The following is a 22,816-nucleotide window of genomic DNA, read 5'->3' as shown; positions in this document are numbered from 1 at the left end:
TCAAATACGTAGCGTACACACTAGAAAATACCGAAGCGCACAGGCATGGATATGGCCGCCGAAAAGCAAGCGTTTGCATGAGAAAAGGCCGTGTTTGAAAAGGGGTTTTGCTCGATATGGAGCGTGCGCTGAAAAGGTCGGTTCATCGCGGGAGGCATGCACGAAATTCGTGCGTATGCACTCAAAATTGAAGTGTGTGCACGAAGATCTGCCGCAGCACGCGAGCGCATGTCCGGCAGGCGCTGCGACGGTGCGCGACTCGGCCGGCGCACCGATGCGATGGTCGGACGCATTGCCGCGATCGGGCGGTCGTCACGCGCGACTTGCACGCGATGCCGCGAATCATGATGCACCGCAATGACGCGCCCGGCCGGTCGCCGGTCGCACCGATTTGAGGGTGTACACTGCTTGTCTTTCATTTGCATGCAGGCGTGGGCCGGCACTCTCATGGCGTCTTCCAAGGATTCGTACGATTTTCACGACCAGGTCGGGCATCTGCTGCGCCGCGCGTATCAGCGGCACGTTTCGATTTTCCAGGAAGCGATTCCCGATTCGGATCTCACGGCCGCGCAGTTCGTGACGCTGTGCGCGGTCAAGGAGCGGCAGGCGTGTTCGCTGAACGACATCGTCAAGGCGACCGCGATCGACCAGGCGACGATTCGCGGCGTCGTCGAGCGGCTCAAGACACGAGCGCTGATCGAGGTGTTGCCCGACCCGAACGACGGCCGCAAGCTGATCGTGCGCGCAACCGCGGCCGGCCTCGCGCTGATCGACCGCACGGTGCCGTTCGCGCGGCAGGTGACGGAACGCACGTATGGCGCGCTCAATCCCGGCGAGCGGGTCGCGCTGCAGTTCCTGCTGCGCAAGATGATGGAAGAAGACGGCGACGCGTGACGGGTGACGCGCGGCGCGGGCCGCCCTACGTCGCGCCCGCGGTGACCGGTGCGCGGGCCGCCTCCGCGCTCATCAGCCGGCCCGCTTCGCGCAGCGCGGCCCGCACCGTTTCCGGCGTGAACGGCGGGGCGTAGAACCGTACGCCGGTGGCATCGAACAGCGCGTTCGCGACCGCCGCCGGCCCCGGCACCGATGCCGATTCGCCCGCACCCAGCGGCGGTTCGCCTTGCCGCGGCATCAGCACGACGTCGACGTCCGGCACTTCCGCGAACGTCAGGATCGGGTAGCTCGCCCATTCGCGCGACGCGACCTTGCCGTCCGCGAACCGCACGCGTTCCTTCAGCGTGCGACTCAATACCTGGATCACGTTGCCGTGGATCTGGTGGCGCACGCCATCGGGGTTGATCATCGTGCCCGTGTCCTGACCGACCGTCACGCGCTCGATACGAATCTCGCCCGACACGCGATCGACGCTCAGGTCGACGATCCACGCCGACCATGCCGCGCCGAAACCGGGGAAGCGGCTGTGCACGTAGCGCGCATACGCGATCCCGCGGCCATGCACGAGCCGCGATGCGTCGCGTTCTTCGCGTTCGTTCGTCGGGCGCGGCGCGCGCGGCGTCCAGCCCACGCGGTCGGCCACTGCCTGCAGCAGTTCGGTTGCGCGCAGATCCTGCAGATGGCGCAGCCGGAACGCGAGCGGATCGACGCCGGTCAGCGCCGCGCATTCGTCGACGAATGCATCGTGCGCGAACGAATTCGGCAAGGCCGATACGCCGCGCAGCCACGATGCGCGCACGAGCGGCGCGAGATCCTCGCAGACGAAGCGCCGATGCGGGCTCGCATACGGCGACACGGCCGTGCGGTCGCCCATCTCGAACACGCGCGGCTCGGGCGCGATCGCGCCGGTCAGCAGCGCCGCGAGCAGCGGCGCGTCGTTCGACGGGTAGCGTGTCGTGAAGTCATAGCCGAGCAGGCGGCCGTCGCGCGTGACGGTGCCCGTCACCTGCATCGACTGGCCCGCGCCTTTCGGTTCCCACAGATGTTCGTCCGCGCGCGACAGTTGCACACGCACCGGGCGGCCGACCGCGCGCGACAGCAGCAGCGCGTCGCCGCACACGTCGTCCGCGCCGTTGCGGCCGTAGCAGCCGGCCGCTTCCATCCGCACGATGTCGACATCGGCTTCGTCGCGCGCGACGAGCGTCGCGAGGTCGTAGCGCAGCGACACGGGATTCTGCGTGCCGGACCACACGGTGATGCGCCCGTCGCCGGGCGCGCGGTAGTCGGCGAGCGCACAGGACGGGCCGATCGAGCCGTGCATCTGGAACGGCCACGCGTAAGTACGCGACAGCGTGAGCGTGTCCGGTTCCGATCGCGCGGCGTCGACGTCGCCTTCGTCGAGCAGCACGCGCCGTCTGGCCGGCGCGGCGGCGATCGCGGCGGCCGGTTCGTCGAGCGGCGGCAGCGCGGGCAGCGGCCGCCACGTCACGCGCAACTGGCGCGCGGCGCGGATCGCCTGCTCCTCGCGCTCGGCGACCACGCCGACGAAATCGCCGAGCACGACGACGGCCACGAGCCCCGGCACGTCGGCCACCGACGCGCGATCGACGTCCAGCAGCGACGTGCCGACGAACGGGCCGCTGTCGTGGCCCGCGTACGGCGGCCGCACGACGCGGCCGTGCAGCATGCCCGGCACGCGCATGTCGTGCACGAACGTGAGCTGGCCGGTCGCCTTCGCGGGCAGGTCGACGCGCGGCGACGCGCGGCCGACGATCCGGTATCGAGCAGGGTCCTTCGTGCGGGCGTTCAGGTCGAGCGTCAGCGCGATCCGCCGCGCGGCGACGAGCGCGGCGAACGTGATCGTGTGTCCCTCGGCGGAAATCGTTCCGTCGTCGATGTCCAGCCGCGCCGTGTCGACGCCGAACCGCTCGGCGGCGAGCGCGAGCAGCGCGTGACGGGCCTGCGCGGCCGCGCAGCGCAGCGGCGTCGCGGCAATCTGGATCGTCGCGCTCGCGATGGTCGGGCCCTGGTTCGGCGTCGCGGCCGTGTCGCCGAGCACCATCGTCACGCGCGCGGCCGGCACGTCGAGTTCTTCGGCGACGATCTGCGCGAGCGACGTGCGGATGCCGGTGCCGAGATCGACGTGTCCGTTGAATGCGAGGATGCGGCCGTCGTCGAGAATCGCGACGAAGACTTCGGGCAGCGCCGGCACGTAGGACGACAGGCTGCCCGGCTGGCCGGGCGCCGGCTTCACGGGCGGCGTGGGCGGCCGGATCACGGTCAGGCAGCCGGTGCGCGCGAGCAGTTCGGAGCGGTTCACGGGGAGAGGTCCTGTCGAGGGCGGCGTGGCCGGCGGGCGATGGCGTCGGGCAGCGTGCGGGGCGGCGGCGCGCGTGAAGGAAATCTAGGTCGCCAAAAGCGCAGCGTCAATCGCGGGCGGCGCACCGGCGCCGCCCGCGATGCGTCGCGACTCAGCGTGCGCGGGCCTGCACGGCGTCGATCGCCGCGATCGCATCGTCGAGCGGCATCACGGCCGCATATTTCTGCTGCATGTCGAACAGGTTCGCGTCGTGCGGCGCGATCGCGCGATCGCCGACGCAATCGGCGAGCACGAGCGGGCGGAACCCGTGCGACATCGCGTCGACGACGCTCGCGCGCACGCAGCCGCTCGTCACGGCGCCCGCGACGAGCAGCGTCTGCACCGCGCGCTGCGCGAGCCACGGCGCGAGCTGCGTGCCGAAGAACGCGGACGGCACGGTCTTGCGCACGACCAGTTCGCCCGGCGCGGGCGTGAGTTCGGGCACGATCGCGCTGTTCGGATGATGCTCGGTCAGCGTCGCCATGCCGGGCACCTTCAGCGAGAACACGTTGTCGTCGCTGCCGTCGTCCGCATACACGATGCGGCTGTGCGCGACCGGCCAGCCGCGTTCGCGCGCGAGCGCCAGCGCATGCGTGGTGCGCGCGATCGCCGGCGCGATGTTGCCGCCGCCGAAGGTCGCGGGATCGGCGAAGCCGACCACGAAGTCGACGATCAGCAGGCCGAGGTTGCCGTGCGGCGGCAGCGGCGTGCCGAAACCCTGCTGGCGATACACGTTCGCTTCGGCGTGACGGGAAAGATCGTTCATGGTGTCGGGCTCGTCGGTATCAGGCGGGTTGGTCGGTCACGCGGCCGTCGCGCACGACGGTCTCGCCGTCGAGTTCGACCGTGCAGCGGCGCAGCGGGATGTCGATATGGCAGGTGGTCGTGCGGCTGCCGCCGCCTTCGTTGTTCGGGCCGAGCGAGAACAGGAAGTTGCCCTCGAACGCGCGCGCGTCCATCCCGATCGTCGCCTCGCGGTCGTACAGCCCGAGCGTCGACCAGCGCGCGCGCGGCTGCAGCCCCCAGCCAATATGCGAGATCGCATAGCCTTCGGGGTCGGCGAACGTGTCCATGTAGTCGCGCAGCAGGTCGGCGTCGACGCCGCCTTCGATGCGCGTCGCGTAACCGCCTTCGACGGTCAGCGCGATCGGCTCGCGCACGTAGTGCTTCTGCGGCAGCAGGATGTCGCCGCGATCGATCACGATCGTGCCGCGCGCGGTGCGATCGTTCGGATAGGTCAGCGCGAAGCCGCTCGGCCAGTGGTCCCAGCGGCCCGGCGCGTCGACGAAGCCGTATTCGGCGGTCGGCGGGAACTCGCCGAGCGGGCACACGAGCGCGGTGCCGGCCGCCGAGCTCACGCGCATCTCGCGCGCGGCGGCGATTTTCTTCGATGCGGCGAGCACGCGCGTGCGGTCGGCTAGGGTCGGCACCATCCGCACCAGCACTTCGGGCGGCTCGACCGCGAGCAGGATCTTCGTGCCCGATTTCAGGATGTCGTGCTGCTCGGGCGAGAACAGCAGCGTCATCAGGTCGAGCACGAGGTCGCTCTCGCGCAGCGCGGCGATCGCGGCGCGGTTGCCGGTCAGCGGCGTCGTGCCGAGGTAGGCGAGCGGGTCGCGGCTGAATGCCTTGTCGCCGTTGACGGGCGGCAGGTCGAGCCGGTTGACGATCGCGCCGAGCGACTGCGTCGCGATCAGCGCGCACGACAGCGTCTGCGGATGGGTGGCCGCGCTCGTCAGGATCGTGACGGTCTGGCCCGGTTCGAGGCGCGACAGCGTGAGGACCTGCTTCCACGCGTCGATCAGTTGGGTATCGCTGACTGGCATCGTCGGCTCCGGTAAAGGCGTGAAGGAAAGCGGCGGACGCCGCGCTCAGGGCGCGAGCGGCGCGCCGAGGAAGTCGCCGAACGCCGCGTAGAAGCCCGCCGCGTTGTCCCACGGGATCATGTGGCCGGCGTCGGGCACGCGCACGTGCCGCATCGTCGGCGTCGCGCGCTGCAGCTCGGCGACGTCGTCGTCGCGCACCACGTCGCCGCGCTCGGCGGTGATCAGCAGCGACGGCACGGCCAGTTGCGCGGCATCCGCGTGGAAATCGTCGGTGTGGAAGCCTTCGTACGACGTGCGCACCGCGCGTTCGTCGCAGGTGTGCAGCCATTCGGCGCGCAACTGCAGCTCGGCATCGGTCCAGGTCGGGCAGAACGCGCGCATGCCTTCGGCGTCCGTGCCGGCACGCGCGAGCGCCATCGAGTCGATGTACCACGGCAGCTTGCCCGGGTAGTCGCGGCGGTTCGGGCCCGAGACGGGCGGATCGACCAGCACGACGGAGGCGAGCCCGCGGATGCCGCGCCGGGCCGCGCGCGCGGCGATCCGCGCGCCCATCGAATGGCCGACGAGGCTCGTGCGCGGCAGATCGAGCGCGGCGACGAGCGCCGCGACGTCGTCCGCCTGTGCATCGAGGCCGTAGTCGAGCGACGGAGACGCGTCCGACAGCCCGCGGCCGCGCACGTCGAGCACGTAGGTGTCGAACGCCGCGCCGAAGGTTTCGCCGACGAAGCCCCACGTGATCGCGGGGCTCGTGATGCCGGGAATCAGCACGATCGCCGGGCGCGACGCGCGTGCGCCGGTCGCGCCGCCGTAGCGCAGATAGTGCTGGCGGATGCCGTTGGCGCGGACGTTCGCGCCGTACAGGAAAGTCGAGGACATGAAGATGCTCCGAAGTAGCGGCGGCGCTCAGTACGCGCCGGACAGCAGCGCGCCGGCGCCCGGCACGACCGGTTCGAGATCGAGTTCGCGCAGCATCGCGTAGGTGGTCGCGATCGCGGCGGTGATCACCGGCTTGCCCGTCATCGCCTCGACCTTCGCGACGGCGGGCAGCGACGGCATCTGCACGCACGCGGACAGCACGATCGCGTCGGCGTCCTGGTACGGCAGCGTCTTCACGATGTCGGGCAGGCGCGCCGGATCGTGGCGGCCGACGTCGAGGTTATCGGGGATTTCCAGCGCGCGGTACGCGAGCACGTCGAAGCCTTCGTTGCGGATGTAGTCGACCACCAGCTCGGTGAGCGGCAGCATGTACGGCGCGACGACGACGATGCGCTTCGCGCCGATCACCTTCAGCGCGTCGACCAGCGCACCCGCGCTCGTCAGCACCGGCGCCTGCGCGCCGTTGTCGGCCGTGTGCTTCGTGAGGCGCGCCTGCGACACGCGGTGGTAGCCGTGCCCCATCGCCATGATCGCGACGAGGCACGCGTAGCCGAGCACGTCGACGCGCGCATCGCTCAGTTCCACCGCGCAGCGGTCCGATTCGGCGTCCATCGCCGCGAGTTCTTCCTTGACGACCTTCTTCATCCGCATCCGGCTCGAGTGATACGTAAAGCGCTCGGGGCGGATCGCTTCGCGCAGCCGCAGCATCGCGGGAATTTCCGTTTCCATCGTCGTGTTGGAACTCGGCACGATCTGGCCGATGCGGTAGGTCTTGCTCATGACGGGAGGCTCCGTGTCGGTAAGGAGGGGGCGGCACGCTGGCGCGGGATCGCCGGATGTTGGGCAAAGTCTAGTGTGTACATTTGAAAATGGCAATGGATCAAAATGACGTTCGGCACGGCTGGATTGTTGTTGCGCGCGGTATTTTGTCGATTTATTAGTGTTTTCCCGAATGTGTCGATGTCGATCAACAATCCGCTTGTCCTGAATAAATTGAGTGTGTACGCTACATAAACGCCATTCAATCCGCCCGTCCTCGCACCGTGTTCGGCAACGGGCCACCCACGATCAGGAGATCCGCATGAGCAAACCCCGTATCGCAATCATCGGCGCCGGTCTCGGCGGCACGGCCGCGGCTGCGCTGCTGCAGCGCGGCGGCTACGACGTCGCGCTGTACGAGCAGGCGCCCGCGTTCTCGCGCCTCGGCGCGGGGATCCATCTCGGCCCGAACGTGATGAAGATCATGCGGCGCATCGGCTGCGAGGACGCGCTGGAAACGATGGGTTCGCATCCGGATTTCTGGTACAGCCGCGACTGGCGCACGGCCGACGTGCTGTCGCAGATTCCGCTCGGCGAATACGCGCGCAAGACTTACGGCGCGCGCTACCTGACCGTGCATCGCGGCGATTTCCATGCGCTGATGACGCAGGCGGTGACGCCCGGCACGATCCGCTTCGGCAAGAAGCTCGCGGCGGTGGAGGACACCGGCAGCGACGTGCGCCTGACGTTCGCCGACGGCAGCGTCGAGACGGCCGACATCGCGATCGGCGCGGACGGCGTGAATTCGCGGATCCGCGAGCACCTGCTCGGTGCGGAACCGCCGCGCTACACCGGTTACGTCGCGCACCGCGCGGTGTTCCCGGCCGCGCTGCTCGGCAACAAGCCGTACGACATGTGCGTGAAGTGGTGGTCGGAGGATCGCCACATGATGGTCTACTACGTGACCGAGAAGCGCGACGAGTACTACTACGTGACCGGCGTGCCGCAGGCCGAGTGGCCGGAAGGCGTGTCGATGGTCGACAGCAGCCGCGACGAGATGCGCGAGGCGTTCGCCGGTTTCCACGCCGACATCCAGCATTTGATCGACGTCTCGCCGTCGATCACCAAATGGCCGCTGCTGGAACGCGATCCGCTGCCGTTGTGGAGTCGCGGCCGTCTCGTGCTGCTCGGCGACGCGTGCCATCCGATGAAGCCGCACATGGCGCAGGGCGCGGCGATGGCGATCGAGGATGCGGCGATGCTCGCGCGCTGTCTCGACGAGGTCGGCATCGGCGACCATGCGGGTGCGTTCGCGCTGTACGAGGCGAACCGCGCGGCGCGCGCGTCGAAGGTGCAGCTCGTGTCGCACAACAACACGTGGCTGCGCACCAACGAGGATCCGTCGTGGGTGTTCGGATACGACGTATTCGACGTGCCGCTCGAAGCGCCGTCGCGCAGCAACGTGGCGGCCGCGGCCTGACGCGCGGCGCCCGCGCCGGCCGGCGCCGTGCAGCCGCCTCGCCGGTGCGGGGCCGATGCGCCGCAACGCACGCATTTCGGCGTGTTATATGTCAGGCGCGCGCCGACAAGCGCCAGCCGGCGGCCGTGCCCGCCGCCGGCCGACTCGGCCCGCATTCTGCATTCCGGATCGATCAATGTCCCATCCCGCTTCTCCGCCGCGGCCGCTGGCGTTTCGCGTGAACGGCACGCCGTACACCGTCGCCGACGCCATGCCCGACACGCCGCTGCTGCTGGTCCTGCGCAACGACTGCGCGCTCAATGGCCCGAAATACGGCTGCGGGCTCGGGCAATGCGGTGCGTGCACGGTGCTCGTCGACGGGCAGCCCACGCGTTCATGCGTCGTGCCGGCCGCCGCCGCGCATGGACGCGACGTCACGACGCTGGAAGGGCTCGGGTCGTGCGACGCGCCGCATCCGATCCAGCGCGCGTTCATCGACGAGCAGGCCGCGCAATGCGGGTATTGCCTGAACGGGATGATCATGAGCACGAAGGCGCTGCTCGATCGCAACCCCGCGCCCGACGATGCGGCGATCCGGGATGCGCTGCGCTTCAACCTGTGCCGTTGCGGCACGCATCTGGAGATCATTCGCGCGGTGCATCGCGCCGCACGCTATCTGCGAGGCGGCGATGAAGCATGACGCAGGTTCGCCCGTGGCGCCGGCGCGCGTGACGGAACCGGCGCCGCCCGATGACGCGGCCGCCGACGCATCGCGCCCGCATCGCGCGCGCTACGCGTGGCCGATCGGCGCTGCGTACACGCATGCATCGTTCGATATCGAAACACGGACCGCGCCCGACGGCCGGATGACGACCTGGCGCTATCGCGCGCAGGCGGCCGGCGCGGGCGGGGACGATGCTCGCGGTGTGGACGAGCGTGCCGGGCGCGGCCCCGCATCGCCATTCGTCTACCGGCACGCGCAGACGTCGATCGAACTGGCCGATGAAGATGGCGCGATTCCCGGTCACGCGCACGTGTTTGCCCGCGAGTCCTTCGTCGACGAACTCGCGGGCGCGTTGCGGCGCGACCCGGTCGCGTTGCGGTTGCAGCATCTCGATGCCGAGCGCGATGCGGGGCCGCGCGAAACGATCCGGATGGTCAGCGAACGCGCCGCCTGGGGCGTGCCGACCGCGGCCGGGGCGAACGCGGCGTCGCGTGTCAGCGGTCGCGGTTTCGCGTTCGATGGCGAGCGTGTCGATGCGCACGCAACCGCATCCGGCGACGATGCCGACCATGACCGCGATCCGCGCTGGTCCGCGTGGGTCGTCGATCTCGACGTGGACTGCGCGACGGGCGACGTCTCGGTGCGGCGCGTGGTGGCCGGGCAGGGCACCGGCGAGCCGGGCGACGCGTCGCTGGCCGGCCTGCCCGCGTGGCAGATCGAGGCCGCGATTTCCCGCGTGATGGGCGCACGGTTGTCCGCGCGGCCCGCGCACGACGAGACCGGTGCCGGCGAGCGGGCCGACGCGATCGCGCACGAACTGATTGCAGTCGACGCGGCCGCGCGTCGCGCGCACGGTGACCTGTCCGAACACGATGCGCGGCGGATCGAACAGGCGGCCGCGCCGGCCGCTGCCGCGATCGCGAACGCGCTGTACGACGCGACGGGCGTGCGGTTTCGCGCACCGCCGTTCGATGCCGCGCACATTCGCGCCGCGCTCGCGCAACCGGTGCCGGTCGATGCCGGCGACGGCCGGCAAGCAGCCCCGCGCCGCGCGTCGCGCTGGCGCCGCTGGCTGGCCGGCGGCGGCGCGGGCGGGGTGGTCGGCGGGCTGATCGGGCTGGCGTGCGCGATCCTGCCGGGCCCCGCGCCGATCGCGCCCGTTGCGTCGATGGCGCCCGGCGGCGCGGACGGCGCGACGTGGAGCGCGGCGATGCTCGAACGCGGCCGCCAGGTCGCGCTCGCCGGCGATTGCGCGGTATGCCACACGGCGCCCGGCGGCGCGACCAACGCGGGCGGCCTCGCGCTCGATACGCCGTTCGGCACGATCTACACGACGAACCTCACGCCCGATCCGGACACCGGCATCGGTGCGTGGTCATACCCGGCGTTCGCCCGCGCGATGCGCGAAGGCATCTCGCGCGACGGTTCGCACCTGTATCCGGCGTTTCCGTACACCGCATTCGCGAAGCTGAGCGAGCCCGATCTGCTCGCGCTCTATGCGTACCTGATGTCGCAGCCGCCGGTGAAGCACGTGCCGCCGAAGACGAAGCTGCCGTTCCCGCTCGACCAGCGGCGGCTCGTGGCCGGCTGGAACTGGCTGTATCACGACGCGCGGCCGTTTGCGCCGGACCCGGCGCGTTCGGCGATGTGGAATCGCGGCAAGTATCTGGTCGACGGCGCCGGACACTGCGGCGCCTGCCATACGCCGCGCAACGCGCTCGGCGCGGAGAAGGGCGGCCTCGCCTACCTGTCGGGCGGCGAAGCGGAAGGATGGGTCGCGCCGCCGCTCGTCGCGTCGCCGGCCGCGCCGGTGCCATGGACCGAAGGCGCGCTGTTCGACTATCTGCGCACCGGGTTCTCGGCGCAGCACGGCGTCGCGGCCGGGCCGATGGCGCCCGTCGTCGCGGGGCTCGCGGCGCTGCCCGAGTCCGACGTGCAGGCGATCGCGCACTATCTGGCGTCGCTGTCGCCGCCCGTCGATGCGGCGGTCGCCGCGAACGCGGCCGCCGGCCACGCGCGCGGCGCGGACACCGTCGCGACGCTCGGCCTCGAGAACGGCCGCCGCGCGTTCGAAGCCGCGTGCGCGGTCTGTCATGCGGAATCGGGCGGTGTCGGGCATTTCGGCGTGCGTCCGCTGATGGGGCTCAACACGAGCGTCAGCCAGGCGACGCCGGACAACCTGCTGCGCGTGCTGCACCACGGGATCGACCAGCCGGCCACCGACCGGCTCGGCTACATGCCGGGCTTCGGCGATGCCTTCGACGATCGGCAGATGGCCGAGCTTGCCGCGTACATCCGCGCGCGCTACGCGCCGGGGCAGCCGGCGTGGCGTAACCTCGCGGAAGCATCCGCTCGAATCCGTCAGGCGGGTGCACATTGACCGTCGCGCCGGCGTGAGCGGCCGCGCCGGCGGGCATGCCGGGCGAAATGACCTGACGAACGAAAACGATGGCCGGCGACGGCTGTAATTCTTGCCAGATTTGGCCATCGTTTAACCATTCGAAACAATGTGTTCACCGAAAGGGGCATGATCTCCGGCGATCGAGCAGGCATACTGTCGCCTATGTTGTTCAATGCACGTCGACCGGCGTGCGCCTGCCCTCCATGTCCATTCCAGTCTCTTTTCGAACCCTGCGATGGTTGACCATTGCGGCTGCTGCATGCTTGCTCGCCGCGTGTTCGACTGCTTCCGACGTGACCGCGACGTCGAACCCGAACGTATTCACCGTGACGACGCGCACGATCGGCGTGTCGACGACGTGGGCCGACGCCCACGAGAAGGCCGTCAACGAAGCCACCAACTACTGCACGCAGCGCGGGATGCGCGCAAGCGTGAAGCAGGAATCGCTGACCGGCGGCCGCCGCGTCGACGCCCGCTCCGAACTCGCGTTCGAGTGCCATCCGACCTTCGAGACGGCGTCGAACCCGCGCGGTTGACCGACCGGTTGACCGACCGGCGGCATGACGCCGCCGCCCGCGTTTTTCTTCCCCCGCCGGCAAACCGACCCGCGATGCCGTACCGGCACGTCGCGGGTCGACGCACGTCCGGCGTCGGCCGGGCAGGTCAGGCCGGCTGCGCCTCGTACAGCTTCACGCACGCGGAGAAGTCGAGCGTGCCGAGCCCCTGCTGGCTCATCGACTGATACAGCTGCTGCGCGAGCGCGCCCATCCAGACCGGCTGATGCGCGCTGCGCGCGGCTTCCGTCGCGAGCCCGAGATCCTTCAGCATCAGGTTCGCCGCGAAGCCGCCCGCATAGCCGCGTGCGGCCGGCGCCGTGTCGCTCACGCCCGGATACGGGTTGTACGCGTCCGAACTCCAGCAGCGGCCGGTCGACGTGTTGATGATGCCGGCCAGCACGGCCGGTTCGATGCCGAGCGCGGCGCCGAGCGCCATCGCTTCCGATACGCCCATCATCGAGATGCCGAGCAGCAGGTTGTTGCAGATCTTCGCGATCTGGCCGGTGCCGGTGCCGCCGCAGTGCACGACGTTCCGGCCCATGTCGAGCAGCACCGGGCGGATGCGCTCGAACAGCGGCGCGTCCGCGCCGACCATGAAGGTCAGCGTGCCGGCCTGCGCGCCGCCGGTGCCGCCCGACACGGGTGCATCGGCGAGCGGGAAGTCGCGCTGCGCGGCGGCGTCGGCCACCGCGCGCACGGTGCCCGGATCGATCGTGCTGCAGTCGATCAGCGTCGCGCCGGCGCGCGCGCCGGCTAGCACGCCGTCGTCGCCGAGGTAGACGGCGCGCACGTGCTGCGCGGCCGGCAGCATCGTGATGATCAACGAGCCGCGCGCGGCGGCTTCACGCGGCGACGCCGCTGCCGTCGCGCCGGCGCGCACCGCGGCGTCGACCGCGTGCGCGTCGAGGTCGAACACCGTCAGCGCGTGGCCGGCCTTGAGCAGGTTGGCGGCCATCGGGCCGCCCATGTTGCCGAGTCCGATGAATGCGATTTCCATGTGCAGGCTCCTCGTGCTCGGCATCAGCGCAGCGCGATCGTCGTGTTCACGCCGCCGGCCGTCGCGTCGTCGTCGAACCAGCGCGCGGTGACCGTCTTGGTCTGCGTGTAGAACTGCACGACCTGCTTGCCGTACGGGCCGAGATCGCCGAGCTTCGAGCCGCGCGAACCGGTGAAGCTGAAGTAGGGCACCGGCACCGGAATCGGGATGTTGATGCCGACCTGGCCGATGTCGATCTCGCTCTGGAACTTGCGCGCGGCCGCGCCGCTCTGCGTGAACAGGCCCACGCCGTTGCCCATCGGGTTGCGGTTGACGAGCGCGATCGCGTCGTCGAGCGTGTCGGCTTCCATCACGACCACCACCGGCCCGAAGATTTCTTCCTGGTAGATCGACATGTCGGTCGTCACGCCGGAGAAGATCGTCGGGCCGACGAAGTTGCCTTGCTCGTAGCCGGACACCTTCACGTCGCGGCCGTCGAGCAGCAGCGTCGCGCCTTCCTTCACGCCGGCGTCGATCAGCGACAGGATGCGCGCCTTCGCCGCCTTCGACACGACCGGGCCGACGTCGGTGCCGGCTTCCGCGCCCGCATTGACCTTCAACGCCTTCGCCTTTTCGACGAGATCGGGCAGCCAGTCGCGCGCCTGGCCGACCAGCACGACGACCGACGTCGCCATGCAGCGCTGGCCGGCCGCGCCGAAGCCCGCGCCGACGAGTGCGTTGATCGACTGCTCGCGATGCGCATCGGGCAGCACGACCGCGTGGTTCTTCGCGCCCATCATCGACTGCACGCGCTTGCCGTGCTGGCTGCCGAGGTTGTACACGTGCGTGCCGACGCGCGTCGAGCCGACGAACGAGATCGCCTTGATGTCCGGGTGCGTGCACAGGCGGTCGACCACCGTCTTGCCGCCGTGCACGACGTTCAGCACGCCTGGCGGCACGCCGGCCTCGATCGCGAGTTCGACGAGCTGCATCGTCGACAGCGGGTCCTGCTCGGACGGCTTCAGCACGAACGTGTTGCCGCACACGATCGCCATCGGGAACATCCACAGCGGAATCATCCCGGGGAAATTGAACGGCGTGATGCCCGCGCAGACGCCGATGGGCTGGCGCAGCGTGTAGGTATCGACGCCGCCCGCGACGTTCTCCGCGAATTCGCCTTGCTGCAGCGTGCCGATCGAGCACGCGTGCTCGACCACCTCGAGGCCGCGGAAGATGTCGCCCTGCGCGTCGGGCAGCGTCTTGCCTTGCTCGGCCGTCAGCGTGTGCGCGATGCGTTCGAGATTGCGGCGCACGAGATCCTGGAACTTCAGCATGATGCGCAGCCGCGCGCCGATCGGCGTCGTCTTCCAGGTCTGGAACGCGCGCTGCGCGGAGGCGATCGCGGCATCGACCTCGTCGAGCGTCGCGTACGGCACGCGGCCGATGACTTCCTGCGTCGCGGGGTTGACGATGTCGCCCCATTCGGCGCTGCGCGAATCGACGAACGCGCCGTCGATCAGCAGCTTGGCGGTGGGCAGGGCGAGGGTGGTCTGGGGAACTGCGGCGTTCATGGAACTCTCTCCGGGAAACGGTGGTGCGAAGCAAAAGGGTGGCCTGCGTCCGCCGCGCGTGCGGCGACGGCGGACGGCAGGTCGAACTGAAATCGAATGAAGGCGGGCGGTGCGCTACGCGCGCGCCGGTCGCATCAACGCGGTGCACATGAGCGCGAACACGCCGAAGCCGACGAGGTACGCGATCACGTAGTGCGGCTGGCCGCCGCCGGCCTTGAGCAGCGACGTCGCGATCATCGGCGCGAAGCCGCCGCCGATCACGCCGGCAAGCTGCACGGACAGCGAGATGCCGCTGTAGCGGATTTCCGCCGGGAACTGCTGCGCGAACAGCAGCGATTCCGGCGCATAGAGGATCGGGAACACGACGCCGAGGCCGAGCACGATCGCCCACCATGCGGTCGACGTCTGCTGCGTGCCGAGCATCATGAAGAACGGCGCGGCGAACGCGCACATCAGCACGAGGCCGATCGCGAACATCCGGCGCTGGCCGATGCGGTCGCTCAGATGCCCGCACAGCGGCATCGTGACGAGCGACAGCGCCGCGCCGGCCGTGATCGCGTGCAGCATCTCGGCCTTCGGCAGATGCAGTTGCTGCGTCGCGTAAGCGAGCGCGAACGTGACGACCATGTAGAACCAGGTGTTCTCGGCGGCGCGCGCGCCGACGATCGTCAGCACCTCGCGCGGATGGCGGCGTAGCGCGGCCGTCACCGGCGATTTCTCGGCCTTGCCCTGCTTGCGGACCTTCTCGAAGTCGGGCGATTCCGGCACCTTCGCGCGGATGAACCAGCCGAGGCCGACGAGCGCGATGCTCGCGAGGAACGGCACGCGCCAGCCCCACGACAGCATGTCGGCTTCCGGCAGCGCGGCCACCGCGGCCATCGCCACCGACGACAGGATCAACCCGAGCCCGACGCCCGTCTGCGGCAGGCTGCCGAACAGCCCCTTGCGGCCCTTCGGCGCGTGCTCGACGGCCATCAGCACCGCGCCGCCCCATTCGCCGCCCACCGCCATGCCCTGCAGGAAACGCATCGCGATCAAGAGCGCGGCGGCCCAGTAGCCGATGCTGTCGTACGACGGGATCAGCCCGATGATCATGCTCGGCACGCCCATCAGCAGCAGCGTGATCATCAGCATCGACTTGCGCCCGATGCGGTCGCCGAAGTGGCCGAACACGATGCCGCCCATCGGCCGCCCGATGAAGCCGACCGCGAACGTGCCGAATGCGGCGAGCGTGCCGACGACCGGGTCCAGCGACGGGAAGAAGATGCGGTTGAACACGAGCGCGGCGGCCGTGCCGTAGAGGAAGAAGTCGTACCACTCGATCGTGGTGCCGGCCATGCTGGCCCAGCCGGCCAGCAGGTAGTGCTTCGCGGTGCGCTCGGGCGCCGGCGTCGCGATGGTCGCATGCTCATCGAGGGTGGATCGCGTTTGCATGGTGTCTCCGTGGTGGTGCCGCGGTTCATGGTCCGCAGGTCACGGTCGAGTATAGTTATGCGCAGATTCATGATGTACCGATAAAGAAACCGGTTGGATGTGCATTTATGCATATCGACGGCCGGCCCGGAGACGCCCGCCTTTTTCCTTCGCCGATGCGACATGCCACCGAGCCGGTTTCCGGCAACCTGAACTGGGACGACCTGCGCTTTTTCCTCGAGGTTGCGCGCACGCAGCGCGCGAGCGGCGCCGCGAAGCGGCTCGGCGTCGACTACACGACCGTCGCACGGCGCATCCGCGCGCTCGAGGCCGCGATGGGCACGCTGCTGTTCGACAAGTCGCGCTCCGGCGGCTTCACGCTGACGGCGGAAGGGCAGCGGCTCGTCGCGTATGCGGATGCGATGGAGACGACCGTGCAGTCCGCGTGCGACCAGGTCGCGAACACCGGCGAGGCGCTGTCGGGCCACGTGCGGATCGGGTCGACCGAAGGGTTCGGCTGCTTTTTCCTCGCGCCGCAGCTCGCGCGGTTCCGCGCCGCGCATCCGCACGTGACGGTCGACCTGCTGCCGGTGCCGCACTTCGTCAACCTGCCGAAACGCGAGGCCGATCTCGCGATCACGCTCGAGCGGCCCGAACGCGGGCCTTACGTGGTCACGAAGCTGTGCGACTACCAGTTGCGGCTCTATGCGACCCGCGACTATCTGGCGAACCATGCGCCGATCACCTGTACGGACGATCTCGCGCAGCACGCGTTCATCAGCTACGTCGACGATCTCGCGTTCAGCAACGAACTGCTGTACCTGGACCGCGCGGTGCCCGGCGCGACGGCCGGCTTGCGCACGACCAGCGTGATCGCGCAGGTTTTCGCGGCGCTGCAGGGCGGCGGCCTGGCGATCCTGCCGTGTTTCATGGCGGCCACGCAGCCGGCGCTGGTGCCGGTGCTGCCGAACGACGTGGTCGTCACGCGGTGTTTCTGGCTGACGTGCCGCGAGGATCTGCGCAAGCTGCGGCGTGTGACCGCGCTGTGGGATTACCTGCGCGCGGCGGCCGATGCGAACCGCGCGTTGCTGTCGGGAGAATCGGGGACGCTGCGATTCGTCGGCGAGCAGGAATAGCGGTCGACGAGGATGTCGCGACGGCGACGCGACGATCGATCTGGATGACAAAACGGCCGGCGGCGCCTCGACCGGCTATCGGGGGAAAGGCAGATGGCTTTGACGCATGCGGGCAAGGTTTTCGTGGTGTGCGTGGTGGTATTCGGCGTGGTCGCTTACTGGCTCGCGTCGCGCATGGTGCGCCGCCAGACGGGCGGCAAGCGCGGCTCGGGCGGCGCGGTTGCGTTCTGGTGGCTCGTGTGTTTTTGCCTGGTGTCGCTGTTGTTCCCGTTCGCGTACTGGATCGGCGACGAGCTCTACGTGCTGACGGTGTCGCCGACATACGAAGCGACCGTCGTGTCCTACCGGTCCGAATGGGACACCTGCGAGCGCCGCGACAGTTCGGGGCGAACCTCGTCGTACCGGTGCATCAAGTACACGTCGATCCTGGAAGCCGTGATGCCGGATGGCGAACGCATCACGCTACCGGGCAACATTCGCTCGGGCGCCGTGCCCGATCTCGGCGAGAAGGTCGATGTCGTGTTGCCGCCGGGCGCGCAACAGTTGCACGAGCGCAGCGTGCGCAGTATCGGCCTGCTGGCGGGCGGCGCGGTGGTGGTCGCGATCATCGGCTATTTCGTCTACCTGATCGCGGCGTACGGGGCCGGGAAGAAGATCGACGGCGCGGCCCGCTTCGGCATGGCGGCAGTGCTGAACGGGCTCGTGCCGCTCGGTGCGCTGCTGATGGAAATGGCATTCCTGAGCGTGCCGTACCGCTACTGGGCGCACGGGAATCCGCAGCAATGGCCGGTGTGGGTGCTCGCGCTGAGCATGCTGTTCGCGCTGGCGCTGCTGCCCTTGTTGCTCGTCTATGCGCGCACCGCGTGGCGGGCGGTGGTGAAGTAGCGGAGGCGCGGCACGCCTGTGCCGTCATGTCCGCACCGACAGCCGCGAGGAGACGGTCGTGGAAATTCGTTCGCGGTGGACGTTCGAGTGCCGGCCCGAGCACGTGTGGCCGCATTTCCTGCATACGCGGATGGACGACACGCGGCCGCTGCTATTTCGCCTCGATGCGCCGTTCCGCCGGCGCCGCCTCGCGGCCCGTCGTGCGCTGCGACGCGCACCGACCCCGGCCTTCAACCCGGGCAACCGAGCCGATCCGCGAGCTCGTTCAGATCCCTGACGTCGAAATCCCACGCATCGTCGGCTCGCAGGTCGGTCGTCTGGCCGGGCCCGTGCTCGGTCGGCCGCAGCACGAATGCGGTCGACAGCCCGAGCCCGCGCGCGGCGGCAAGATCGCCGTTGTGCGCGGCCACCAGGCACAGCTCGGCCGGTGCGAGGCCGAGAATCTCGACCGCTTCGGTATAGACCGCCGGCGACGGCTTGTACGCGCGGGCAACCTCGGCGCCGAGAATCGCGTCCCACGGCAGCCCGCCGTGTTTCGCGACGTCGACCATCAGCCGGATGTTGCCGTTCGACAGCGGCGCGATGATGTAGCGCTGCTTCAGCCGGTGCAGCCCGGCAACGGCATCGGGCCACGGATCGAGCCGGTGCCAGGCGAGATTGAGCGCGTCGATGTCGGCATCGGGCACGTCGTCGATCCCGAGGCGGTCGAGCGTGCGCACGAGGTTCTCGCGATGCAGCACGTCGAGCCGCACGTAGCGGCGGCGCCCGCTGCGGATTTCTTCCATCGACGGCGAATACTCGGCGCGCCACGCATCGGCGAACGCGAACGGGTCGAGCGTCGGCGCGTGGCGGTCCAGGAAGGCGGCGGCACCGCGTGCGACACCGCTTCTCCAGTCGACGATCGTTCCGAAGACATCGAAAACGAGCGCCTTGATTTCGGCAGGGTTCGTCATGGTGATCCAGTGAAGGTCGTTCGATGAGAGTTCACATCGCCGTGCCGCCGGATGGCGCGGCGCGGGTTCGATCGACATTGAATCACGGATACGACAACGCGGCCCGGAAGGCCGCGGTGCGGGGCTCGCGCGCCGGTCGCACGGGGCCGGCGAGCGGGGCGATGGCGTGCGGCGGCCGGACGGCACCGGCCGCCGCGCGCGCCGGGCCGGTCAGCTCTTGTCGTACGAGAACTGGATGCCGGCCGTGCCGCCGGTTTCGATGAACAGGTTCATGAACGCGGGCACGGTGGCGCTGCGCGCCCAGTCGCGCTGCAATTCGCAGAACAGCTGCGCGACGCTGATCATCTGGCCGCCGGCCTGCTCGATGCGGCGCAGCGCGGCTTCGTGCGCGGCGACCGACGTGCCGCCGACCGCGTCGACGACCACGTACACCTCGTAGCCGGCCTTCAGCGCGTCGAGCGCCGGGAACGTCAGGCACGCTTCGGTCCACAGCGCGGTCATGATCAGCTTCTTGCGGCCGGTCGCCTCGACGGCCTGACGGAACTCGACGTCCTCCCACGAGTTGATGCTCGTGCGGTCGTAGGTCGGATAGCCTTCGAGCGCCGCGCGCAGTTGCGGGATCGGCGGCTTGTTCAGCCCGGTCTTCACGTTGACGGTCGAGTGGACGATCGGGAGGTCGTACGCAACCGCCGCCTTCGATGCGCCGACGATGTTGTTGATCAGCAGTTGGCGATCCATCGACGCGATCGAGTTCACCTGGACCGGCTGGTAATCGATGACGATGAACGCGGCGTTCTGCGGGGTGAGCAGGTGGTCGTTCGCGGGGTCGCGAATCGGTTCGCTTGCCATGGTTGCCTCCAGAGACAGAGCAGGAAGTGAGGGAAATCCCGAGGGTCCGGGCCGGCGGCCGCGGTGTCGGGACACTCGCCGCGGCTGCACGCTCGCGCCGTCGCAAACGTCCGACGCCGGTTGCACGGCAGGCGTTTGCTCCAAGCTTAGTGAATCGTGCGGACGAGCGAGGCAGTCGGCTGAAAAAAATCCCGCTTGCCTCGACGACACCGATCCACGTCGAAACACGATGCTAAGCGTGCAACAACGGGTGTTCCAGTCCCTTAAAATGCCGTCAGTGTTCTATGGGTGGAACAATCATGGATGACCTGAACGACCTCTACTATTTCGTGAAGGTGGTCGAACACGGCGGCTTCACGCAGGCCGGGCGCGCGCTGGACGTGCCGAAATCGACGCTGAGCCGGCGCATCGCGGCGCTGGAAGCGCAGTACGACGTGCGGCTGCTGCAGCGCACGACGCGCCATTTCACGGTCACGGAAACCGGGCGCGAATTCTACGAGCGCTGTCTCGCCGTGCTGGTCGAAGCCGACGCCGCGCGCGAGGTGATCGAGCGCCGGCACGCGGAGCCGCGCGGCATCGTGCGCGTGAGCTGCCCGACCGCCTTGCTCGAATACCGCGTGAGCGCACTCGTTGCCCGTTTCATGGCGATTCATCCGCAGGTGCACGTGCACCTCGAGGCGACGAATCGCCGCGTCGACCTGTTGAGCGAAGGCTTCGATCTGGCGCTGCGCGTGCGCTTCCCGCCGCTGGAGGACAGCGATCTCGTGATGCGTGTGCTGGCCGACAGCCCGCAGCGGCTGGTGGCGGCGCCGCACTGGCTGGACGGGCGCGCCGCACCGTCGGACCCGGCCGGGCTGATCGGCGCGCCGAGCCTCGACTGGGGGCCGGCGCGGCATCACGTCTGGCAACTGGTCGGGCCGAACGGCGAGCACGCGCAGTTGCGCCATCACCCGCGCTTCGTGACCGACGACATGCACGCGTTGCGCGATGCGGCGATTCATGGCGTCGGCATCGTGCAACTGCCGTGCATGGTCGTCGAGGACGACCTGCGCGATGGCACGCTGATCGACGTGCTGCCCGGCTGGGCGCCGAAGGGCGGCGTGGTGCACGCGGTGTTTCCGTCGCGGCGCGGGTTGCTGCCGCGCGTGCGGCTGCTGATCGACTTCCTGGCCGAGCACATCCGGAAGGATTGACGGGCGGCGCGCGGCGCGGCGCCGCCCGCGCTCCCGTGCGTTCAGGTGGTCAGTGCCACTTGCGGATCTGCACCTGGACCTTCCCGTCGCGGATCGGCATCACGTCCGGGCTGTCGTCGCCGACCTCGCTGTCGATCAGGTCGTTCAGGCGGCCGTTCATCGCGAGCAGCAGCTCGCCGTGCCGCTTGCGGTCGATCGCGAGATTGCGCATCTCGCCCGGGTCGCGCGCGACGTCGAACAGCTCGACGTCGTTGCGCGCGAACAGCGCGTCGAGCGTCGTGGGCCGGTTGAATTCGAGCGGCGAGAAATAGCGCGTGAAGCGGTAGCGGCCGTCGAACACGCTGCGGATCGTGCCGCGCAACCGGAAATCCGGCTGCTGCGCGAGCGCGCGGCGCAGCAGTTCGTCCTCCGGCACGCCTTTCTGCCGCAGCGTGCCGAGTTCCTTCAGCATCCATTCGCTGTCGTAGTACAGCAGCATCGCGTAGTTGAACAGCGTCGCGTCGCGCGCCGCGTGCCGTTGCGCGTCCGCCGGTTTCGCGAGCCAGCGCGTGAGGTCGTGCCCCTTCAGCGCGCTGCCGCGGATCGTCGCGCGCCGCGCATCGTCGAGGCCGGTGAGTCCGAGCAGCGTCGGCGCGATGTCGATGTGCGACGTCAGCGCATCGCACTGCATGCCGCCCGGATACGCGGGATGGCGGATCACGAGCGGCACGTGATTCTGCGGCTGGTAGGCCGCCGCGCCCTTGCCGACGAGCTGGTGCGCGCCGACGTGGTCGCCGTGGTCGGCCGTCATCACGACGATCGTGCGTTCGTCGAGGCCGAGCGATTGCAGCGTCTGCAACAGGCGTACGACGTGCGTGTCGCAATCGCGGATGCAGTTGAAGTAGTTGTCCTGATAGAGGCGTACGCGTTCGTCGGTGAACGGGTAGCGTCCGACGAGATTCGCATGCGCGGCGTTGAACATGCCGTGCGCGGGCGGCCGCCCGGGCTCGTCGTACGGCTGCCGCCGGGACGCGGCGAGCGGCACGTCGCGCCATGACGTGCGATACAGCGCATCGTTCGGCGGCGGCGCGTTGCCGAGCATCGGGTGGTTGGCGTCCTGCACCGTCGAGCCGTGCGTGTCGGTGTTCACGAACATCGCGTCGTGCGGGTTCACGAGATTCACCGCGAGGAACCACGGCTTGCCGTCCTGCGCGAGGCGCGGCGCATGGTTGCGCATCCAGCTCACCGCGGCCTCCGCCGTGAGCCCGTCGTACTGGTAGCCGCCGCGAACCATGCCGATCAGGTCGCCCACGCCGAAATAGTCGTCGAAGCCGTACGCGCGGATCGTGCGGTTGTAGTCGGCCACGGGCGCCGTGTACGGGCTCGCGGTTTCGTGCATCGACGCGCTCAGGTGCCACTTGCCGAGATACGCGGCGTAGTAGCCGGCGTCGCGCAGCATGTGGCCGACCGTGCGAATGTCCGGCGACATGTCCTTTTGCCAGGGCAGGCCCGCGTTGTCGAGCACGCCGGTGTGCTGGATGTGCTGGCCCGTGTAGACCGTCGAACGCGACGGCGAGCACACGCATGCGGCGATCTGGTGGTGCATGAAGGTGATGCCGTCGCGGCGCAGCGCTTCGCGGCCGGGCACGGGGAACGGCCAGCGGTCGAAATGGCGTTCCTGGTCGGTCAGGATGAACAGGATGTTGTAGCCGGCGGGCGGCGCGGCAGGCGCGGTGGTGGCGCCGCGCAAGGCCGGCGCCGGATCGACGGCGGCGACCGTTCCGGTGCCGGCAGCCGGGTTCGCGGCCAGCGCATCGGCGCCGAAGCCGGCCGACGCGACGGCCGCACCGGCCAGCTTGAGGAACTGGCGTCGCGCGGTGGGTTCGGTGGCGGGGGTGTCCTGATCGTCTTTCACGTCGGCTGTCTCCTCTCATGCCGGCTCGTGCCGGGGGTTTTCATGCCGACGACTATGCGGCAGGATCGCGTATCGATCGATGAAAGATCAG

Annotated in this window: 19 protein-coding genes; 8 read left to right on the top strand and 11 right to left on the bottom strand. The window is 69.3% G+C overall.

Annotated features, from left to right (window positions below; translation table 11 throughout):
* Positions 1–447: 447 nt before the first annotated feature.
* On the top strand, positions 448–894 hold the full coding sequence (locus tag H0X91_RS02315; protein ID WP_006491051.1) for a MarR family winged helix-turn-helix transcriptional regulator: 447 nt from the start codon (positions 448–450) through the stop codon (positions 892–894).
* 25 nt (positions 895–919) lie between these two features.
* On the opposite strand, the gene H0X91_RS02310 is transcribed toward H0X91_RS02315, so the two are convergent.
* The 5 genes from H0X91_RS02310 to H0X91_RS02290 form a co-directional block, all read right to left on the bottom strand.
* On the bottom strand, positions 920–3,214 hold the full coding sequence (locus H0X91_RS02310) for a xanthine dehydrogenase family protein molybdopterin-binding subunit (RefSeq protein WP_196432772.1): 2,295 nt from the start codon (positions 3,212–3,214) through the stop codon (positions 920–922).
* Positions 3,215–3,365: 151 nt separating this feature from the next.
* A complete protein-coding gene (locus H0X91_RS02305) occupies positions 3,366–4,019 on the bottom strand; it encodes an isochorismatase family protein (RefSeq protein ID WP_006483545.1) in 654 nt (217 codons plus the stop codon).
* Between the two features lie 19 nt (positions 4,020–4,038).
* Complete coding sequence (locus H0X91_RS02300; protein WP_062885446.1) at positions 4,039–5,079, bottom strand: hypothetical protein; 1,041 nt, start codon at positions 5,077–5,079, stop codon at positions 4,039–4,041.
* Between the two features lie 45 nt (positions 5,080–5,124).
* Complete coding sequence (locus H0X91_RS02295) at positions 5,125–5,955, bottom strand: alpha/beta fold hydrolase (protein WP_060212473.1); 831 nt, start codon at positions 5,953–5,955, stop codon at positions 5,125–5,127.
* A 27-nt stretch (positions 5,956–5,982) separates the two neighbouring features.
* Complete coding sequence (locus H0X91_RS02290) at positions 5,983–6,735, bottom strand: maleate cis-trans isomerase family protein (protein ID WP_006483547.1); 753 nt, start codon at positions 6,733–6,735, stop codon at positions 5,983–5,985.
* A gap of 301 nt (positions 6,736–7,036) precedes the next feature.
* Between H0X91_RS02290 and H0X91_RS02285 the strand changes: the two genes are divergently transcribed.
* The 4 genes from H0X91_RS02285 (at position 7,037) to H0X91_RS02270 (ending at position 11,834) form a co-directional block, all read left to right on the top strand.
* Positions 7,037–8,194, top strand: coding sequence for an FAD-dependent monooxygenase (locus H0X91_RS02285; protein WP_006483550.1), 1,158 nt, complete (start codon positions 7,037–7,039; stop codon positions 8,192–8,194).
* A gap of 175 nt (positions 8,195–8,369) precedes the next feature.
* Positions 8,370–8,873, top strand: coding sequence for a (2Fe-2S)-binding protein (locus tag H0X91_RS02280; RefSeq protein ID WP_058902944.1), 504 nt, complete (start codon positions 8,370–8,372; stop codon positions 8,871–8,873).
* Positions 8,863–11,277, top strand: coding sequence for a cytochrome c (locus H0X91_RS02275; protein ID WP_196432771.1), 2,415 nt, complete (start codon positions 8,863–8,865; stop codon positions 11,275–11,277). Before H0X91_RS02280 ends, H0X91_RS02275 begins: the two co-directional genes overlap by 11 nt.
* Positions 11,278–11,501: 224 nt before the next feature.
* The gene (locus H0X91_RS02270) at positions 11,502–11,834 is read left to right on the top strand and encodes a hypothetical protein (RefSeq protein ID WP_034178297.1); all 333 of its coding nucleotides are present in this window, start codon (positions 11,502–11,504) and stop codon (positions 11,832–11,834) included.
* Between the two features lie 127 nt (positions 11,835–11,961).
* On the opposite strand, the gene mmsB is transcribed toward H0X91_RS02270, so the two are convergent.
* The 3 genes from mmsB to H0X91_RS02255 form a co-directional block, all read right to left on the bottom strand.
* Positions 11,962–12,852 (bottom strand): 3-hydroxyisobutyrate dehydrogenase, encoded by an 891-nt coding sequence (gene mmsB / locus H0X91_RS02265; RefSeq protein ID WP_012493250.1) that lies wholly within the window; start codon positions 12,850–12,852, stop codon positions 11,962–11,964.
* Between the two features lie 23 nt (positions 12,853–12,875).
* Complete coding sequence (locus H0X91_RS02260) at positions 12,876–14,402, bottom strand: CoA-acylating methylmalonate-semialdehyde dehydrogenase (RefSeq protein ID WP_196432770.1); 1,527 nt, start codon at positions 14,400–14,402, stop codon at positions 12,876–12,878.
* Positions 14,403–14,516: 114 nt separating this feature from the next.
* Positions 14,517–15,836 carry an MFS transporter gene (locus H0X91_RS02255; protein WP_006485292.1) on the bottom strand — a complete coding sequence of 440 codons (1,320 nt, stop codon included), beginning with the start codon at positions 15,834–15,836 and terminating at the stop codon, positions 14,517–14,519.
* Between the two features lie 155 nt (positions 15,837–15,991).
* Here H0X91_RS02255 and H0X91_RS02250 point away from each other — a divergent pair, with 155 nt between their 5' ends.
* Positions 15,992–16,951 (top strand): LysR family transcriptional regulator, encoded by a 960-nt coding sequence (locus tag H0X91_RS02250; RefSeq protein ID WP_012493251.1) that lies wholly within the window; start codon positions 15,992–15,994, stop codon positions 16,949–16,951.
* A 93-nt stretch (positions 16,952–17,044) separates the two neighbouring features.
* On the top strand, positions 17,045–17,836 hold the full coding sequence (locus tag H0X91_RS02245) for a hypothetical protein (RefSeq protein ID WP_012493252.1): 792 nt from the start codon (positions 17,045–17,047) through the stop codon (positions 17,834–17,836).
* A 230-nt stretch (positions 17,837–18,066) separates the two neighbouring features.
* On the opposite strand, the gene H0X91_RS02240 is transcribed toward H0X91_RS02245, so the two are convergent.
* Together H0X91_RS02240 and H0X91_RS02235 are read right to left on the bottom strand one after the other, a co-directional pair.
* A complete protein-coding gene (locus tag H0X91_RS02240; RefSeq protein ID WP_006492048.1) occupies positions 18,067–18,789 on the bottom strand; it encodes a haloacid dehalogenase type II in 723 nt (240 codons plus the stop codon).
* A 210-nt stretch (positions 18,790–18,999) separates the two neighbouring features.
* A complete protein-coding gene (locus H0X91_RS02235) occupies positions 19,000–19,638 on the bottom strand; it encodes a hydrolase (protein WP_006483761.1) in 639 nt (212 codons plus the stop codon).
* A gap of 299 nt (positions 19,639–19,937) precedes the next feature.
* On the opposite strand from H0X91_RS02235, the gene H0X91_RS02230 reads away from it, so the two are divergent.
* Positions 19,938–20,831 (top strand): LysR substrate-binding domain-containing protein, encoded by an 894-nt coding sequence (locus H0X91_RS02230; protein WP_006483763.1) that lies wholly within the window; start codon positions 19,938–19,940, stop codon positions 20,829–20,831.
* A gap of 49 nt (positions 20,832–20,880) precedes the next feature.
* Here the strand turns inward: H0X91_RS02230 and H0X91_RS02225 are convergent, their stop codons facing one another.
* Positions 20,881–22,725, bottom strand: a complete 1,845-nt coding sequence (locus H0X91_RS02225; protein WP_034202519.1) for a sulfatase-like hydrolase/transferase — start codon at positions 22,723–22,725, stop codon at positions 20,881–20,883.
* Positions 22,726–22,816: the final 91 nt, after the last annotated feature.

Source organism: Burkholderia sp. 9777_1386, from assembly GCF_015712265.1.
In the GTDB taxonomy this organism is placed as follows: Bacteria; Pseudomonadota; Gammaproteobacteria; order Burkholderiales; family Burkholderiaceae; genus Burkholderia; species Burkholderia cenocepacia.
This window is presented reverse-complemented; position numbering and strand designations above follow the sequence as displayed.